This window comes from Exiguobacterium sp. MH3, from assembly GCF_000496635.1.
GTDB lineage: Bacteria > Bacillota > Bacilli > Exiguobacteriales > Exiguobacteriaceae > Exiguobacterium_A > Exiguobacterium_A indicum.
This window is the reverse complement of record NC_022794.1, coordinates 382,233-399,207: the sequence shown is the minus strand read 5'-3', so window position 1 is coordinate 399,207 and position 16,975 is coordinate 382,233. Positions and strand designations below refer to the sequence as shown.

The window sequence follows — 16,975 nt, the reverse complement described above, 5'->3', positions numbered from 1 at the left end:
ATCCGTCGAAATCGACGGATTCGTCTCTTCTTATCGCAACACGTCAGAATGTCATCTCGACGTATTTCGTCACTTGTCGATCCATCAAGTACAACTCAATCTGTTCACGGTAGGCTTTATAGTGATCGGATGCGATATGCGCTTCAAGTGCCTCTTCGTCCCGATACACTTCATACAGCATGAATTGATGCTCATCCTCAATCGATTGGTGCAAGGAATAACGTAAGCATCCTTCTTCTTTTTGTGCGGCATGATAGACCGTTTGTAGAATCGGGAAGACTTGATCCGCAAGTCCTGCTTTGATTGTAAGTACAGCGTTGACAACGATTTCTCCCATGTTTCATTATCCCCTTTCGTGATTACCTGTATCTGTACCCCTTTTCACGAAAAGACACACGTCAAAGGAGCTTGAAGATGCAAACTCAACTTTTTGAAGCACTTGAACAATTCGAACCGACGATGATCGCGTTACGTCGTGATTTTCATCGACATCCGGAACTCTCTTTCCAGGAAGTCCGCACACCAGAACGAATTGCTACCTTTTACGCGAAACAGGGCATTCCTTATCAAACAGCCGTCGGAGGTCGTGGTGTCGTCGCAACGATCGAAGGCAAACAACCTGGTTCGACGATTGCGGTCCGTGCAGATTTTGATGCTTTACCACTTCAAGAAGAGACGACGCTTTCCTTCCGGTCGATCCATCCCGGTGTCATGCATGCCTGTGGACACGATGGACATACGGCGATGGTGATGGCCCTTGCTGCTACGCTCTATCCGCTACGTGATCAATTGCAAGGAACGATTCGAATCATTCATCAGCATGGAGAAGAGGTCTTTCCTGGCGGAGCCATCCAAATGATCGAAGCCGGCGTCCTCGAAGGCGTCGATGCGATTTTTGCGACACATCTCGAAAATGATTTACCGGTTGGTACGATTGGGTTTCGGGAAGGACATACATTATGTGCGATCGACGAATTCGAAATCATCGTTCATGGTCAAGGTGGACATGCGCAAGCACCGCACAAAACAAAAGATGCGCTCGTCGCTGGAGCGCAGCTCGTCTGTAACTTACAGCATCTCGTCAGTCGACGGGTCGACCCATTTGAGCCAGCAGTTCTCGCAATCGGATCCTTCCATGCAGGAACGGCGCCGAACATCGTCACGGGTGAAGCACGCATCGTCGGTGAAATTCGGACGTTCAATGAGACATTGCGGCATCAGCTCCGGCAAGAAGTCGATCTTGTCGCCAAAACGACGTGTGCCGGCATTGGTGCCACCTATTCGATCGACTTCACGACGGGTTACCCGGCACTCTGGAATCATCCGGACGAGACAAAACTCGTTCAGGAAGCCGCTTCTTTCTTACCGGAAGCATCCGTTCGGGCACTCACACCGATGATGGCGGCGGACGACTTCGCACATTATCTAACACACGTCCCGGGAAGTTACTTCTTTACCGGCTCCGGATATACGGACGGTCGCGTCAATCATCCACAACATCATCCGCAGTACGAGATCAACGAACAAGCGTTGTTGGTTGGTGCGAAGACACTCGGAGCGACCGTTTTACGTGCCTTAAAACCTAAGGATTGACTTTATTTCTTTGTGAATGGTATCATCACAGCAATGATAACGAATGACATCAACTTCATATACCCTTATCAAGAGTGGACCGAGAGATCTGGATCGATGACGTCCCAGCAACCTGCGCATAGCAAGGTGCTACGACCAGCAAAGCGAAAGCTTTGGTTGATAAAAAGCGGCGACTCCTTTTGCAACCAAGCGAAGGAGTCGTTTTCGTTTTTCTCGCTGTCAGACATACAATGGGAATTTCCCACGGAGAGGAAGAGACGGATGGAAAAAGCAACATTTGCAGGTGGATGTTTTTGGTGCATGGTGACACCATTTGAAGAATTACCAGGAATCGAGGGAATCGTATCAGGTTACATGGGCGGACACGTCGATAACCCGACGTATGAACAAGTCAAAACAGGAACGACGGGACATCTCGAAGTCGTCCAAATCACGTTTGATCCGAGCCTGTTCCCGTACGAGCGTCTGCTCGAACTCTACTGGCCGCAAACGGATCCAACGGATGCAGAAGGTCAATTCCAAGATCGTGGCACGCAGTACGCACCAGCGATCTTCTACCATACGGATGCACAGCATGAAGCAGCGATCGCTTCCCGTGACGCCCTTGCTGCAAGCAATCGTTTCAAACAACCCATCGTAACGCGGATCGATGCCGCTTCTGAATTTTATCCGGCGGAAGAGTACCATCAAGACTTCCATAAGAAAAATCCAGAACACTATAAAAAAGATCGTGCTGCTTCTGGTCGCGATGCTTTCATCGAGCAGGAATGGAAAGATACGACGACGGTCTAATCACCTCGAACCACATACAGTAGCTGAGACTGATTTCAAACATCTCGTTCTTCCCCTACTTTCCAGTAGAAAGTGGAGGATGATCGAGATGTCACTGGAGTCAGTTTTTTTGTATGTAAACAAATGGTGTCTTCTTTACCAACACCCTCACATAAATTTGTAATCGTTTACAAATGAAGTCTTTTGTTTTACGGTTAATAAAAATTAACCGGTTAAAAAGGAGATTATTGCATGGAACAAAAAGCGATTCACATATTAGAGAGCTATGAACAGTTAAAAGTGATCAGTGATCCGTTACGAACAAAAATCCTCATGTTTCTCGTCGAAAAACCACATACGGTACATCAGTTAGCCCACTTGCTGACGTTATCCCGCGCAAAGATCCTCTATCATGTACGAGAACTTGAAAAGCATGACTTGATTCGCCTCGTCCGGACGGAAGAACAGGGCGGCAATCTATTGAAATACTATCAAGCGATTGCTCGAGGCTACATTCCTGCCGATCATCTACTGAACTTCGTCGAGACGAATGAAGCGACCCGGCAGTCGTATCTTGAGGTATTGGACCGAGCAAAGACACGCGTCCTCACCGCTCCAACTACTGCTTTTTCTCCTGTGTCTTCAAACGTTGAAGACTGGATGAGCTTATCGCTTCAAAAGGAACTGACGATGTCTGAAGCCAATTTTCGGCAATTTTCTACCAAATATCGTGCTCTATTGGACGAGTTCACACGGTCCCCTTCACTAGACGAAGAAGATAAAAAACACTTCTATATCATGACGACTGCCTTTGCAATTGATGAACCACTATTTGAGAATGACGACGTCTAAACCGGAGGTGCCATATGCTGCTTGTTGAAATGGATACGCAACAATCGCTGTTTAAAAATCGATCTTTTTTATTTTTATGGGGGTCCAGTATGTGCTCTGCCCTCTCCCTATCAACCTATTTATTTGTTGAACAATGGTATGTCATCCATACGCTAAACCAGGCGTCATATCTCGGATTCATCCTCATGGCCACCTTGTTACCCCGTATTTTTCTCATGTTATTCGGTGGCGTCCTATCCGATCGCTATAAACGTTCGACGATCATGCGCATCTCGAGCGCTTTACGGATCAGTTTCATTCTCTGTCTTCTCGCATTACTTCATACCGATCAGCTTACATTGCTGACGATTTTAGGATTCGCCTTGCTATTCGGTAGTGTGGATGCATTCTTTTCGCCGGCGAATGCTTCCTTACTGCCTACACTCGTTCCGAAAGAACAGCTCACTAAAGCCAATTCATTGATTCAGACATCTAATCAAATCGCTCTCTTTTCAGGTCCGATTCTTGGTGGAGTCATCCTCAGCCATTCTTCTTACTCGTACGTCTTTCTCGTGATTTTCGGAACACTCTGTCTGACGCTTCTCTTCACGTATGGTATTCGTGAATCTAAGATCAAGCGAGCACGTCAGCATTCAGCTCTCTTTGAACTAAAAGAAGGGCTACATTACGTCTTTCACTTTCAGCAACTCAAGCAGACACTTTTTCTCGTCATCTGTGTCAATTTCTTTTTCTTTGGACCACTCTTACTCGGAATTCCCTTACTCGTCCATGATGTGCTTCAAGGAGATGCGATGGATTTAAGTTATATGCAAGGGGCTTATCAAATGGGAATGCTCGGAGGGGCGCTCTGGAGTGGTTTTACGCAGAAGAAAGAAAACGGGCTTACTTCATCAGTCCGATTGATTGGCGCATTAGGTCTGCTTCTCTTCCTGCTTAGTCAAGTCCAACAGATTTCGTTGTACTTGATCGTCCTGTTATCACTTGGTGTCCTTTCTTCCATCATCAATATTCGCTTCATTACGTTCATCCAGTCTCAGTGTGCGGAACAGACGATGGGACGTGTCATGAGTGTCGTGAATGCCGCGTCAAATGGTCTCGTTCCATTATCTTACGCGCTCCTTTCGTTTCTACTGTCGTTTCACGTTTCGATCACGACAATCATGTTGTACTGTGGTCTTCTCATTATTGTTCTCTCGCTTTACTTTAGAAAACGCATGATCCAGGTCAAAAACTAGTCAAAAAAAGACAGTGGATTGGAATACCACCGTCCTCGTTCTGTATTCGGTTATTACGAAACACGTTCTATCTGATCCTTTGCCTGTTGTTCCGGCGCCACGACTTGATACCGCTTCAAAACGAAGATCCCACATACCATGACAGCGAGACCGACGAGCTGACCGAATGATAAGTCGATTTGCGGCAAACCGAACCAACCGAACGTATCGACAGCGAGAGCAAAGCTTAACTGCGAAATCAGAACGACAGAGATCGCGACGGACGGACCAAGCAATTGAATTCCACGCATGACACAAAAAACGACGCCAACACCGACAAGTCCACCAAACCAATAGAGTGGCGATACGTTTTGAATCTGTCCGATTGTTCCACCACGAAACAGAACATACGTGACACTTGCTCCGACGAAACCGACGAAGAAGACTAGCGTCGTCGTCGCCCAAGCGCCAAACGCGTCACTCATCCTAGCATTCAATACCGTCTGTAAACTGATCAACATCCCTGCCAATACGGCACACACGATGCCTATTACCATGTTCGTTCCTCCTTACTCATAGCTATTGCCGTTCGCCTTCTCGCGAATCCTCTCCAGATCAACGATGATGATTTTCCCGCGTCGTCGAACGAGAATCTCCTCTTCACACAATTTCGTGATGATCCGATTGAGATGGCGATAACTCGTTCCAAGCCAGTCGGCGACGTCATGTAAGTTCGACGTCCGCATCTCCTGATAAAATAAACTGTCACTGGCTTCAGAAGCGATCGATAACAAATACCCTGCAAATCGCTCTTCAACTGTATACAACACATGGTGCGACGCTGATTTCGAGTCGGCATACCACTTCGCTGTGATCGTGCGTAATAAGAATTGCAGAAAGACGTTCGTTGTATTGTGCTCGCGTAAAATCGCATACGGTACGCTCAACACCTCGACATCGGTCACTGCTTCGACCGTATTCAGCACTTCCCGTTCATTGATGAACTCAGCGTCACCGATCACCGTCAGTGGTGTCTTGAATCGTAGAATCCGTTGTTTCCCTTCTGACGAGGCAGCAGATATCTTAACTTTGCCTGCGACGATGAAGTACATCCGGTCGATCGCTGCCCCTGTCGTACAGAGGAGTTCCCCTTTTTGGAAGGTTTCTTGACGCAACCAAGCGCGCGTCTCTTCCGTCAAAATCGTATCCAGTCCATACTGTTGAATGACGGTTTCCATGTTCATTTCCCCCCTTTAGGCAAGTGAGAAAATCGCAACTCCTGCAAGCATGAGACCCACACCAACCCATTGACCACGATTTCCTTGTTTTTTTAAGACACCGAACCATCCCTTTAAATCAATCACAAACGCACATAAAATCTGTGCGACGAGTAATAAACACATCGCCCATGTCATCCCGAGTTTTTGGATTGCTGTCAGTTCCGTTACGACGACTAGCACACCAATCAAACCGCCGCTCGCATAAATCCACGGTAACTGACGGAAGCCACCGATTTTCCGGTCTCGTACGAAACTATAAATGACTAAACAACCCATCAGACCAACAAAGTGGACGATCAATACGGACAACCACGGTCCGACGCCTGTCGCAAGGCGCGCATTGAATATGCCTTGCAGGGCGATGAACAGACCGCTCATCAAAGCAAACATGACTCCTTGCACGTCATCTCCTCCTTTAATCTCTACACTAGAGTAGACCTTACTCGTGCCCTACTTGAAAAGGACAAATGTCCCATTTTCAAAAAAACATGAAAAAACCCGCTGTCCACAAGTGGAATCACGGGTCCCTCACTATATGCTCATGTCGTAAAACGAGTCGTCGTTTGCTTCAGCTGTTCCTCTGCTTCCGTCATCATGCGCGTAAACAACTCCGCAACAGTCGGCACATCATGAATCAATCCCGCAACTAGTCCAGCGTTGACATACCCTTTCTCCTCATCGCCCTCAAGAGCGCCCGTAATATGATACGACTCATTCGTCTGATCAAGAAAAGCAGCAGGTGTCTCTGCTGTGAGTCGTTCGACGTAAGGACCATCAAGGACACGTCGGACGAATCCGACGGAACGTCCGATGATGCGTGTATCGGTATCGGTCGCATCCATTAAGTGCGCCTTGTATGCCGAATGAACCTTCGCCTCTTCCGTCGCGATCAATCGTGTTCCGAGCTGGGCACCAGCCGCACCAAGCAACAGAACAGCTGCTAGTCCACGCCCGTCACCAATCCCACCCGCTGCCAGGATCGGAATGTTGATCCGATCGACGAGTTGCGGAATCAAGGTCAGCGTCGTCAACTCGAGCGGTGAATTGATACCTGCCGCTTCAACTCCCTCCGCTACGAGTACATCAGCGCCTGCCTGTTCTGCCTTTAACGCCTGTTTGACTGAAGCGACAACCGCGATCGTTTTGATGCCAGCAGCTTGAAGTCGCGCTATGTAAGGTGCTGGATTTCCTGCCGACAAGGAGACGACCGGAATCTTTTCTGCGATCGCGAGATCAATCAGTGCTTCTGTATAGGGAGACACACGAATCGCAATGTTCAAGGCAAATGGTTGATCCGTCAGCATTCGTGTCTCGCGAATCCGCGACGCCACTTCGTCGACCGACAATGTCCCGCACCCGAGCGTTCCGAGTCCCCCGGCATTCGAAACCGCTGCCGTCAGCGCCGCATGACTAATGTTACCCATTCCTCCTTGGATCAAAGGATATCGAATTTTAAAGAGCTCACAAATCGGAAACATGTCTTTCCTCCGTTCTCGCCTTCACTCACATGCTATACTGACATGGAATGAATAGTAGTTCATCTTATTATAGAAACGAGGTCATTCTGTTATGAAGATTCCGTATCAATCGATTCATCCGAACGTCGCCTCCGATGTGTTCATCGCTCCTGGCGCTTATCTGATCGGAGACGTCACGATCGGTTCCGAGTCTACCGTCTGGTTCAACGCTGTCTTACGCGGTGACGAAGGACCGATTACAATTGGGAAACGATGCAGTATCCAGGACAATGCGACGATTCATCTCTATGAAGGGGCACCCGTCGTCATTGAAGATGAAGTAACGGTCGGACATAACGCAATTTTACACGGTTGCAAAATCGGACGTCGTTCGATCGTCGGAATGGGTGCGACCGTTCTTGATCATGCAGAGATCGGTGAAGAATGCATCATCGGGGCGAATACGCTAATTCCATCGGGAAAAGTTTTCCCACCCCGTTCGCTGATCATCGGCTCACCCGGTAAAGTCGTGCGTGAACTAACAGAAGCGGATCTTGCGATGATTCAGGAGTCAATTGATTCTTATGTCGATAAAGGATATGCCTTCCGAAACATTCTCGCAGAATCTGCTGAACAGAATATATCTGAATGACACGAATGCGGGGCGGATCAACTGATCCGTCCCGCTCTTTTCATTCGAATAAATGCTCACCGCTCTGCAAACAGCGGATGTTCCGCCGCGTCGTACGAGGCACTGCGTTGGGATACATCATGCGTCTCTTCAAAGATCGATTCGAAGAACCGACTCGCTGGTTGTGCGAGCAATCGGTAATATTGCTCGAACAAGAGTGCCGCATGATGTCCGCTCCATGCATCTGGTAACAATTCTTGCGGTAATCCGGGATCCGTGAATAGAAACTTCCGGTATTCATGTACGAGCATCGTCCGTTCGACGAAACACTGTTCATCCGTCATTTCTCCGAGTTGGAGCTGACTTTGATGGACGATATATTGCCGGCTGTAATCCGTGATGAACGTCTCGTAACGCTCCTGCAATTCCTCCAGCGGAAACGCACGCTCGACAAGGGATTGATCCTGCTTCGGACCGTGGTATTCACCGACGAAGAAATCGACATACTCTTCAATCTCATACGACGCGATCAATCGTTCCGCCTCTTTTTCAAGCGGGTTCGGTGAAATCCAAACCCCGTTCGATAAGTTGCCAAACCCACTCCACGTCAGTTCTTTGCGGAGCTCATCGCGAATCTGGCGTTTATCCTCCGGAATCGTGTACATCAGCGTCCGCCATTTCCCGTCCCAGTCGTGCGGTGTTGATCTGTAGATCCGACGTGCGGCCTCCTCCATCCGTTCCACCCCACGTGGTGTCAATGAATAGAAGCTTTTATTTCCTTGTTTCTCGGAGACGAGCCAGCCTTGTTTAACCATCCGGGATACCGCGACCCGAACGGCTTGTTCGTTATGTCCGAACTCTTTGACGAGTCGAATTAAACTCCCGACCCAGATTTGATTGCCGTAATGGCGGATATAATCGCCGTAAATCGTAAAGATCATCGATTGGGTGTTCGCACTCATGGTATTCACTCTCTCTTCAGTCGTTCATAGTGTGTATCGTTAGTATACGGGTTATTTCAAACGTCGACCATCCTCATCTTCCTTCAAAGCGTGGTGGTCGTTTTTCAGCGAAGGCTTGTAGCGCTTCCTGACGATCAGCCGTCGGAATGACGACTTCATAGGCTTCCGTTTCGAGCTGTAGTCCTTCTTCGAGTGAGACATCCCGCCCTTGATCAATCGCTCGTTTCGCTTGGCGCAAGGCGATCGGACCATTCTGTAACATCTGATTAGCAAACTCAAGGCACGTCGTCATCAACGCTTCCCGGGCAACAACGGCTGTCGCGAGTCCGTACCGTTCTGCTGTCATCGCATCGATTTTTTTCGCCGTGAAGATCAATTCCTTTGCCCGCGTCTCCCCAATCAGTCGTGGCAAGCGTTGTGTTCCACCGGCTCCTGGAATGATCCCGAAGCTAGTTTCCGTCAAGCCGACGAGTGCATCCTCGACGAGAAAACGGAAATCACAGGCAAGGATCCACTCGAACCCACCGCCGAGCGCGTGACCGTTGACGGCTGCGATTGTTGGTTGCGGTAATTGTGCGATCGAAGTGAAGACATTGCGGATCGCAAGGACATTGCGCCGGACTTCTTCTTCGTTTAAATGCACGCGTTCTTTTAAATCGGCACCCGCACTAAATGCTTTCCCCGTTCCCGTAAACAGGACGACCCGCGCTTCCGGGTCGACCGATAACGCATCGACCTGTTCTTGCAAAGCGACAAGCGTCGGATAATCGAGACAGTTCAAACGTTCTGGACGATCAATCCGGACGATTGCGATATAGCCTTCTCGTTCTAAGTGAATCATACGAGTCCCTCCCGATCGACGACGAGTGCGATCCCTTGTCCGACTCCGACACACATCGTCGCGAGACCATACGTCCGGTTCGTTCGGCGCATCTCATGCAATAATGTCGTCAAAATCCGCGCTCCACTCGCACCGAGTGGATGACCGAAAGCGATCGCACCACCGTTGACGTTGACTTTTTCGCTTGGTAAACCAAGTGCTTCGATGCAGGCAAGACTTTGAGCCGCAAAGGCTTCGTTCAACTCGATTTGATCGAGCTGTTCGACCGTCAACCCTGCCCGCCGGAGAACTTTTTCCGTCGCGTCGATTGGTCCGATTCCCATGATGGCAGGTTCGACCCCTGCTGTCGCACTCGCCCGGTAATACCCGAGTGGCGTCAAACCGAGTTCGTTCGCTTTTTCTTCACTCATCAATAACAGTGCCGACGCACCGTCGTTGACACCAGATGCATTCCCCGCCGTCACGGTACCACTTGGGAATAACGGACGAAGTGTCGCCAGTTTCTCACGTGTCGTCTCGGGACGAGGATGTTCATCACGATCGAAGACGCTGACGTTGCCTTTCCGGTCCATTTGTGTGACCGCAACCAGTTCGTCCGTGAAGCGCTCTGTCTCGATTGCTCGTTTCGCGCGTTGTTGGCTTTCGAACGCAAAGTCGTCCTGCGCTTCGCGTGAGATCCCGTACTGACGGGCGACGTTCTCGGCTGTCTCCGGCATCGAATCCGTTCCGTATTGATCTGCTAAACGATCATTGACGAAGCGCCAACCGATCGTCGTATCGTACATCGTCTGATTGCCACGTGGGTTGGCCTGATCCGGCTTCGCGAGAACGAACGGTGCACGCGTCATGCTTTCCGTCCCACCAGCGATATAGATATCGCCTTCACCTAAGGCAATCCCTCGTGCCGCCGCGATGACAGCGTCGAGCCCTGACCCACATAAGCGATTAATCGTCGTACCGGCGACTTCGACCGGTAGACCAGCTAGTAGTCCCGACATCCGGGCGACGTTGCGATTGTCTTCTCCCGCCTGATTCGCATTGCCAAAAATGACTTCCTCGATCGTCTTCGGATCGACTTGTGGATTACGCTCAAGCAACGCTTCGATGACGCGTGCTCCTAAGTCATCTGGACGAACCTGACGCAATGCGCCGTTATAGCGACCGATCGGTGTCCGAACGGCATCGATGATGGCGACCCGTTTCATGATGTCACCTCGCGATTCGTATAGTCATAGACGCCACGACCGGTTTTACGTCCGAGTCGTCCGGCTTTGACATACTGTTCGAGCAGTGGTGCCGGACGGTATTTTTCGCCGAGCTTCTCATGCAGATACTTTAAGTTATGGAGACGGGTATCGAGTCCGACTAAGTCCCCGAGTTCGAATGGTCCCATTGGATAGTTTAAGCCGAGTTTGATTGCTTTATCGATCTCTTCTGCTGTCCCGAGTCCTTCTTGTAACATGTAGAACGCTTCGTTTCCGACGAGCGCACTGATCCGCGAAGTCACGAACCCCGGAAACTCGCGGATGACGACCGTTTCCTTCTGCATCTGACGCGCCACCTGCTCAAGAGCTGCGACCGTCTCATCCGACGTCTCAAGACCACGAACGAGCTCGATCAGTGGCATCAGATGGACCGGATTGAAGAAATGCATCGCCATGACCCGGTCCGCTCGGTTCGTAAAGGAGGCAATTTCCGTTGGACTCATCGTTGACGTGTTCGTCGCAAAATAACAGTCCGGACGTGCATGTGCTTCTAGCGTTTCAAAGACTTGCTGTTTGATGCTGAGTTGTTCCGGTACTGCTTCAATGACGAGATCCGCTTGTTGTGCCGCCTCAGCTAGGTCGGTCGACAGATGCAGTCGATCGAACAGTCCCTCGACCTCATTCGCGGACATCTTCCCTCGCGTGATTCCTTTCTCTGCGATGCGTTCGAGTTCTCGATAGGCACTTTCGATATATTCTTCTTTAATATCAACGAGTGTCACCTGAAATCCGCGGTGTGCGGCAACATAAGCGATACCACGTCCCATGACGCCGGATCCGACGACGACGATTTGTTCTACCATCTGAATTCCCCCTTATCCCCTGTGCTGTTAAAAAAGGCTGGACTTCCCGACGGAACTCCAGCCTTCCCTCTTGCTTATAGTCCGAACGGATTGAGTGGACGACTGCCGTAATACGACAAGATACTTTTTGTTTCCGTGTACAGATCAAGCGTCTCGATACAGAGTTCTCGACCGAAGCCCGATTGTTTATAGCCACCAAACGGTGTACCCGGGAAGGCAGAGAACGGACAGTTGACCATGACGATGCCGGCTTTGATTTGATTTGCGACACGTGTCGCTTTCGCGCCGTCTTTTGTCCAAACGGCTGATCCGAGTCCAAACGATGTATCGTTTGCTAGACGAACTGCTTCTTTTTCATCTTTGAACGGCATGACGACGACAACCGGTCCAAAGATTTCTTCGTTGACCGCTTTCATCTCGTGCGTGACGTCGGTAATGATCGTCGGTGCGTACCAGAATCCTTTTTCGTATCCTTCTGGTGCTGAAGCATGACCTCCTGTGACGATCGTTGCGCCGTCCGCTTTCGCCGACTGGACATATCCATCGATGACGTCGACTTGCTGTTGGTCGATGATCGCTCCAACGTGTGTCCCTTTATCGAATGGGTTACCGAGGACGAGTTGTTTTGTCTTCGCGACGAATTGTTCCATGAACGCTTCGTAGATCTCTTCGTGGACATACAGGCGCGAGCGCGCTTCACACGATTGACCGCTGTTATAGAAAATCCCGAACAACGAACCATCAACGGCTGCTGTCACGTCCGCGTCTTCAAAGACGATGTTCGGTGATTTCCCACCGAGTTCGAGTGTGACTCGTTTTAGCGTCTCGGACGCACGTCCCATGATGTCTTTACCGACTGGCGTCGAGCCCGTGAAGGCGACTTTATCGACGTGAGGATGCTCGACGAGATGGTTGCCGATTTCGCGTCCGGATCCCGGGATGACGTTGACGACACCTGCTGGTACGCCAGCCTCTAGACAAATCTCACCGAGAATGATTGCTGTCAACGGTGTCAATGTCGCTGGTTTGACGACGACCGAGCAACCGACTGCGATTGCTGGTGCGACTTTCCAAGCTGCCATCATCAACGGATAGTTCCACGGAATGATTTGTGCACAGACACCGACCGCTTCTTTTTCCGTGTAGTTATGGAATTGTCCCGGTACGTTATTGACGACACCACGGTGGCCGACGATCGCACCCGCATAGAACTCAAAGTCTTCAATCGCTTGCGTGACTTGCCCTTGCGCCGCTGCCAGTGATTTCCCCGTATCAAGAATCTCCAGTTCGACGATTTCGTTGAAGCGAGAACGCATGATGCTCGCAATCTTATTCAAGATTTGTGCCCGACGCCCGACCGGCCACATCTTCCACTTCCCGTGATCAAACGCATCGCGTGCCGCTTGAACGGCACGATCGGCGTCTTCCTTCGACGCTTTTGCGACTTCTGCGATCACTTCGCCCGTTGCCGGATTGTATGTTTTGAACGTCTCGCCTGTTGCACCCTCGACTTGTTCGCCGTTGATGAGCAAATGATAGACGGACCGTTTCATTTCAAGTGTTTTTTCATGTACTGTCGACATTGTATTCACTCCTGTTCCTGTTGATTGAAAATTGGTGATCGTTTTTCGAGAAATGCTTGCATGCCTTCTGTTTGATCGGCTGTCGCGAACAAGAGATAGAAGTTACGGCGTTCGTGCTCCATCCCATCTTGTAACGATAAATCGACGGCTTTGTTTGCCGCGTCCTTGATCAACCGCAACGCCATGCTCGGTTGGTTCGATAACCGCTCTGCCATTGCCAGCACCGTCGCTTCGACATCAGCCGTCACCCGGTTAATGATACCGAGTCGTTCCGCTTCCTCTGCCTTCATCCGGTCGCCGGTGAAGAGCCACTCGAGCGCCCGTGTCCGACCGATACATTTCGTTAAACGTTGCGTCCCCCCTGCTCCCGGCATGACGCCGAGTCCGACTTCCGGGAATCCAAACTGTGTCTCAGGATCGGCGTAGATTAAATCACAAGCGAGTGCCAGTTCAAAGCCGCCGCCAAGGACGAAACCGTGGACACCCGCGATGATCGGCTTTTTGATTCGACTGATCCGGTCCCAGTCCGCGAACGGATCGAGGAGTTCCATCGAGATCGGTGTCGCCTCGAGCATCTCCTCGATATCGGCGCCCGCTGAGAACGATTTTCCGTTTCCGGTCAAGACGATGACCGTCACCCGTTCGTCTCGGTCGAATGTCTCCATCGCCTCGACGATTTCCCGGACCATCGTTCGGTTCAGCGCATTGTATCGTGCCGTTCGGTCGAGTCGAATCCGACCGATCCGATCGACCATTTCCGTCTTAACGTACTGTTGTGTCGGCATGGACATCTTCACCAATCATCAATGTGACGAGATCCCCCGCAAAGCTCATCAAGTCTTTCCCAGACGCTTTTCCTTCGAGCGAACGCATGCCTGCTTGCATCGCTTCCTGACTTTCATAGACCATCTCGCACATCAAGTAGTACTTTCCGTCTCCGCCCATTGGTGAGCCGACGATTTTCGTGACATTCATTTCTTGCAGTCCTGGAATTTTTGCTGTCAATGGACCATGGACCTCAAAGTAGTGCTGATCGAATGCTTCCTTGTTTTCTGGGTGTTTGTACAGTGCGATTAATTTTGCCATCTTGATTACCTTCCTTCACATGAGAGTAGAGACGGGTTTCATCGCCTCGAATGGATTTTTACACGATTTACAGTAGAGAATACTTCGACATGCTGTCGGTCCGAATAAGTTTTCCATCGTCACGTACGTCGACCCACAGTACGGACAGTCAATCTCCCACTTCCCTTGCTCAAACCGAGGAGGAGCGATACCGAATGCCTTCAATCCTTGCATGCCTTGTTCCGTGATCCGGTCCGATGTCCACGGTGGATCAAACCGGAACTGGACGTTGACCTGTTCGACATTTGGAATCACCTGCAAGGCAGATTCGGTGTTTTTTTTAATGATTTCAAGCGCCGGGCAACCGAGGAACGTCGGGAGAAGCGTGACGCGCACCAGGTAACCATGCTCCGTCGCTTCCGCGTCCATCGTCTCGACCATGCCAAGATCTAAAATACTGACGCTATCAATTTCCGGATCCTTCACCCCGTTCAGGGCTTCCCGGATTGCATCCTGGAGTGTCGTCGTCATGCTTCCCTCTCCTTTCACCACGTCGCGGTCTGATCAATCAAGTAAACTTCTCCGAGTGTCGCAAGCGCGTCATTCAAATCTTCCGTATGATCGCCGTCCCGCCCGTTACGCGTCATCTGCATTTCCGGAAGCGTCACGTTCAATTCGACGAGTAACGGTGTGATCGTCTGATACCAACGATCCAGTAAAATGCCTTGCCCTTCGATCAACCGCATCTCTTCGATCAATTGACCGTGTTCGCCATAATCGAACATGTCACCGAAGTCATAGAGGACTTTTTCTAAGGCTGCATCCATCTTCTGCCGCGCCGTCTCCGTCGATTGATAAAGCTGGGTGAACCACGTTTGCCAGTGCAGCAAATGATAGTACAATTCCATGTTGATCTTGACGGCAGCCGTAGCGAGTGGTTCGTAACTGCTCGACTTCAAAGCATCAATCCGAATCTTTTTCGCGACCGTGTAGCAATAGTTCCGTACGACGGCGAATGCCCAGTCATATTCAGGCTTCTCCATGTAGTAGCCAGGTCCGTTGACACGTTCGACGAGAATCGAATTCTTTCGTTCATGCGCCAGTCGGACATGAGCTAATGCATCAGCATTTCCTTCGCCAAGTTCTTCGAGAAGTTGGTAATACATCGCCGCGTGTCCCATCGAATCTTGCGCAATCGACGACGAAGCGACGTCCTCTTCGATATGCGGTGCGAGTCCGAGCCATTCCGAACCACGATACGCGTAAAGGAAATCATCATCCGCGAGTTGATAGAGTAAGGAAGCGAGTGCCGTCCGTTCTTGTTCCGTCATTTGGAATCGCCTCCTTGCCAAGACATGATCTCTTTTTCATCGAGCATCTGTTGCTCGTAATGGCGCCATTTTTTCTTCAAGTAGCCGTACCCTTTCGTCGTTCGGTAGTCCTTATTATCGAGGCGTTGGAGCATCTGCTTCTCATCGGGTGATAAACCACGGATATCCTCCCGTTTGACGACCCAGATGTCGACGACCGGTTCCCGGCGCATGAAGTTTTCTTGCGCCATCAACAGTGCCATCTCCTTGTTTGGAGCGAGCAAGCTGAATTGATGGGTGAACGCCGCGTTCGGCGTCCGTTTGCTAAAGACTTCAAATTCGTGATAGAACGTCTCGTTCATCGTGCTTTCCCCTCTCATGCCTTCGTTTCAGCGAGTGCATCCCGTACCCAGGCGTTATTTTCGTAAGATGTCCGGCGCAGGTCCAGTCGCTCTTTCGAACGTGGTCCTCCCCCTTGGATGATCGTCTTGAATTTTGTCCAGTCTGGCTGTGCATATTCCCATTGCCCGGTCTCTTCGTCAAAACGTAACGTCGGGTCTGGAATGACGAGTCCGAGTGAACGAATCCGTGGCACGTACTTCGTAAAGAAGTTTTGTCGGAGCTCTTCATTCGTTTTCGTCCGAATCTTATAAGCGATCGTCACGTCCTGTTTTGATGTCCCGGTCGTCTCTTTCGAGGCTGGTCCAAAGAACATCAACAAGGATTCCCACCACTCATCCAGTGATTCCTGAATCATCGCCCGCTGTTCCGGTGTTCCTTCTGCGAGTGCCATAATGATTGATTCCCCGTGTTGCGCGTGGAAGACCTCTTCCGCACAGATTCGTTGCAAAGCCCGTGCGTAAGGACCGTACGAAGCCCCGAGCATGTTTGTCTGCGTGATGATCGCCGCGCCATCGACGAGCCAACCGATCATCCCGGCATCAGCCCATGACCGCGTCGGCATGTGGAAGACGTTGTGGAACTTCAATCGTCCCGTGAACAAATCATCCATCAAATCCCCGCGTGTCTTGCCATACGGCTTCATCAAATCCTCGACGACACGAAGTAACAGTTGTCCATGCCCCATCTCATCCTGGACCTTCGCCATGATGCCGAGCTTCCGGCGAAGTGATGGTGCTTTTGGAACCCATTCTTTTTCCGGAAGCGCACCCATGATTTCACTGATACCGTGCATCGAAATCAATTTAATCAGCGTGTCCCGGTAAAAATCAGGCATCCAGTCATCGGCTTCGATCTTTTCACCTTGCTCGATTCGTTCCTTGAAGCGAGCTAATTTTTCTTCTTCCGTCAGTTGGACGGGTTCGAACAGTTGTGTTGCATCATACAT

The 16,975-nt window shown here is 50.4% G+C and carries 21 protein-coding genes and 1 riboswitch; of the genes, 5 read left to right on the top strand and 16 right to left on the bottom strand.

What is annotated here, in order from left to right:
- Nucleotides 1-43: 43 nt before the first annotated feature.
- The gene (locus tag U719_RS02065) at nucleotides 44-337 is read right to left on the bottom strand and encodes a putative quinol monooxygenase (protein ID WP_023467012.1); all 294 of its coding nucleotides are present in this window, start codon (nucleotides 335-337) and stop codon (nucleotides 44-46) included.
- A 77-nt stretch (nucleotides 338-414) separates the two neighbouring features.
- On the opposite strand from U719_RS02065, the gene U719_RS02060 reads away from it, so the two are divergent.
- The 4 genes from U719_RS02060 (at nucleotide 415) to U719_RS02045 (ending at nucleotide 4,451) form a co-directional block, all read left to right on the top strand.
- Nucleotides 415-1,593, top strand: a complete 1,179-nt coding sequence (locus U719_RS02060; RefSeq protein ID WP_023467011.1) for a M20 family metallopeptidase — start codon at nucleotides 415-417, stop codon at nucleotides 1,591-1,593.
- A gap of 62 nt (nucleotides 1,594-1,655) precedes the next feature.
- Nucleotides 1,656-1,759: riboswitch (SAM riboswitch) on the top strand.
- Nucleotides 1,760-1,854: 95 nt separating this feature from the next.
- Complete coding sequence (msrA, locus tag U719_RS02055; protein WP_023467010.1) at nucleotides 1,855-2,385, top strand: peptide-methionine (S)-S-oxide reductase MsrA; 531 nt, start codon at nucleotides 1,855-1,857, stop codon at nucleotides 2,383-2,385.
- A 231-nt stretch (nucleotides 2,386-2,616) separates the two neighbouring features.
- Nucleotides 2,617-3,216, top strand: coding sequence for a winged helix-turn-helix domain-containing protein (locus U719_RS02050; protein WP_023467009.1), 600 nt, complete (start codon nucleotides 2,617-2,619; stop codon nucleotides 3,214-3,216).
- Between the two features lie 14 nt (nucleotides 3,217-3,230).
- On the top strand, nucleotides 3,231-4,451 hold the full coding sequence (locus U719_RS02045; protein WP_023467008.1) for an MFS transporter: 1,221 nt from the start codon (nucleotides 3,231-3,233) through the stop codon (nucleotides 4,449-4,451).
- A gap of 53 nt (nucleotides 4,452-4,504) precedes the next feature.
- Here the strand turns inward: U719_RS02045 and U719_RS02040 are convergent, their stop codons facing one another.
- From U719_RS02040 to U719_RS02025, 4 genes are all read right to left on the bottom strand, one after another.
- Entirely contained in the window at nucleotides 4,505-4,987 is a 483-nt protein-coding gene (locus U719_RS02040) for a DMT family transporter (protein WP_023467007.1), read from the bottom strand.
- Nucleotides 4,988-4,999: 12 nt separating this feature from the next.
- Nucleotides 5,000-5,668 carry a Crp/Fnr family transcriptional regulator gene (locus U719_RS02035; RefSeq protein ID WP_023467006.1) on the bottom strand — a complete coding sequence of 223 codons (669 nt, stop codon included), beginning with the start codon at nucleotides 5,666-5,668 and terminating at the stop codon, nucleotides 5,000-5,002.
- 15 nt (nucleotides 5,669-5,683) lie between these two features.
- Nucleotides 5,684-6,112 (bottom strand): DMT family transporter, encoded by a 429-nt coding sequence (locus U719_RS02030; RefSeq protein ID WP_023467005.1) that lies wholly within the window; start codon nucleotides 6,110-6,112, stop codon nucleotides 5,684-5,686.
- Between the two features lie 137 nt (nucleotides 6,113-6,249).
- Complete coding sequence (locus U719_RS02025) at nucleotides 6,250-7,188, bottom strand: nitronate monooxygenase family protein (protein ID WP_023467004.1); 939 nt, start codon at nucleotides 7,186-7,188, stop codon at nucleotides 6,250-6,252.
- A 91-nt stretch (nucleotides 7,189-7,279) separates the two neighbouring features.
- Between U719_RS02025 and U719_RS02020 the strand changes: the two genes are divergently transcribed.
- Complete coding sequence (locus tag U719_RS02020; RefSeq protein WP_023467003.1) at nucleotides 7,280-7,819, top strand: gamma carbonic anhydrase family protein; 540 nt, start codon at nucleotides 7,280-7,282, stop codon at nucleotides 7,817-7,819.
- 56 nt (nucleotides 7,820-7,875) lie between these two features.
- On the opposite strand, the gene paaX is transcribed toward U719_RS02020, so the two are convergent.
- The 11 genes from paaX to paaA all read right to left on the bottom strand — a co-directional run bounded on the left by paaX (nucleotide 7,876) and on the right by paaA (nucleotide 16,975).
- Nucleotides 7,876-8,760 (bottom strand): phenylacetic acid degradation operon negative regulatory protein PaaX, encoded by an 885-nt coding sequence (gene paaX, locus U719_RS02015; protein ID WP_023467002.1) that lies wholly within the window; start codon nucleotides 8,758-8,760, stop codon nucleotides 7,876-7,878.
- 73 nt (nucleotides 8,761-8,833) lie between these two features.
- Nucleotides 8,834-9,601, bottom strand: coding sequence for an enoyl-CoA hydratase-related protein (locus tag U719_RS02010; protein ID WP_023467001.1), 768 nt, complete (start codon nucleotides 9,599-9,601; stop codon nucleotides 8,834-8,836).
- Nucleotides 9,598-10,806 carry an acetyl-CoA C-acyltransferase gene (locus U719_RS02005; RefSeq protein ID WP_023467000.1) on the bottom strand — a complete coding sequence of 403 codons (1,209 nt, stop codon included), beginning with the start codon at nucleotides 10,804-10,806 and terminating at the stop codon, nucleotides 9,598-9,600. The genes U719_RS02010 and U719_RS02005 overlap by 4 nt, the downstream gene beginning before the upstream one ends.
- Complete coding sequence (locus U719_RS02000) at nucleotides 10,803-11,669, bottom strand: 3-hydroxyacyl-CoA dehydrogenase (RefSeq protein ID WP_023466999.1); 867 nt, start codon at nucleotides 11,667-11,669, stop codon at nucleotides 10,803-10,805. Before U719_RS02000 ends, U719_RS02005 begins: the two co-directional genes overlap by 4 nt.
- Before the next feature lie 74 nt (nucleotides 11,670-11,743).
- A complete protein-coding gene (locus tag U719_RS01995; RefSeq protein WP_023466998.1) occupies nucleotides 11,744-13,252 on the bottom strand; it encodes an aldehyde dehydrogenase in 1,509 nt (502 codons plus the stop codon).
- Between the two features lie 5 nt (nucleotides 13,253-13,257).
- Nucleotides 13,258-14,037 carry an enoyl-CoA hydratase/isomerase family protein gene (locus U719_RS01990; protein WP_023466997.1) on the bottom strand — a complete coding sequence of 260 codons (780 nt, stop codon included), beginning with the start codon at nucleotides 14,035-14,037 and terminating at the stop codon, nucleotides 13,258-13,260.
- Nucleotides 14,015-14,338, bottom strand: coding sequence for an EthD family reductase (locus tag U719_RS01985; protein WP_023466996.1), 324 nt, complete (start codon nucleotides 14,336-14,338; stop codon nucleotides 14,015-14,017). Before U719_RS01985 ends, U719_RS01990 begins: the two co-directional genes overlap by 23 nt.
- A 15-nt stretch (nucleotides 14,339-14,353) precedes the next feature.
- Nucleotides 14,354-14,848, bottom strand: coding sequence for a 1,2-phenylacetyl-CoA epoxidase subunit PaaD (gene paaD, locus U719_RS01980; RefSeq protein ID WP_023466995.1), 495 nt, complete (start codon nucleotides 14,846-14,848; stop codon nucleotides 14,354-14,356).
- Nucleotides 14,849-14,862: 14 nt separating this feature from the next.
- Complete coding sequence (paaC, locus tag U719_RS01975; RefSeq protein ID WP_023466993.1) at nucleotides 14,863-15,648, bottom strand: 1,2-phenylacetyl-CoA epoxidase subunit PaaC; 786 nt, start codon at nucleotides 15,646-15,648, stop codon at nucleotides 14,863-14,865.
- Entirely contained in the window at nucleotides 15,645-15,989 is a 345-nt protein-coding gene (paaB, locus tag U719_RS01970) for a 1,2-phenylacetyl-CoA epoxidase subunit PaaB (RefSeq protein ID WP_023466991.1), read from the bottom strand. Before paaB ends, paaC begins: the two co-directional genes overlap by 4 nt.
- Before the next feature lie 14 nt (nucleotides 15,990-16,003).
- Nucleotides 16,004-16,975, bottom strand: coding sequence for a 1,2-phenylacetyl-CoA epoxidase subunit PaaA (paaA, locus tag U719_RS01965; RefSeq protein ID WP_023466990.1), 972 nt, complete (start codon nucleotides 16,973-16,975; stop codon nucleotides 16,004-16,006).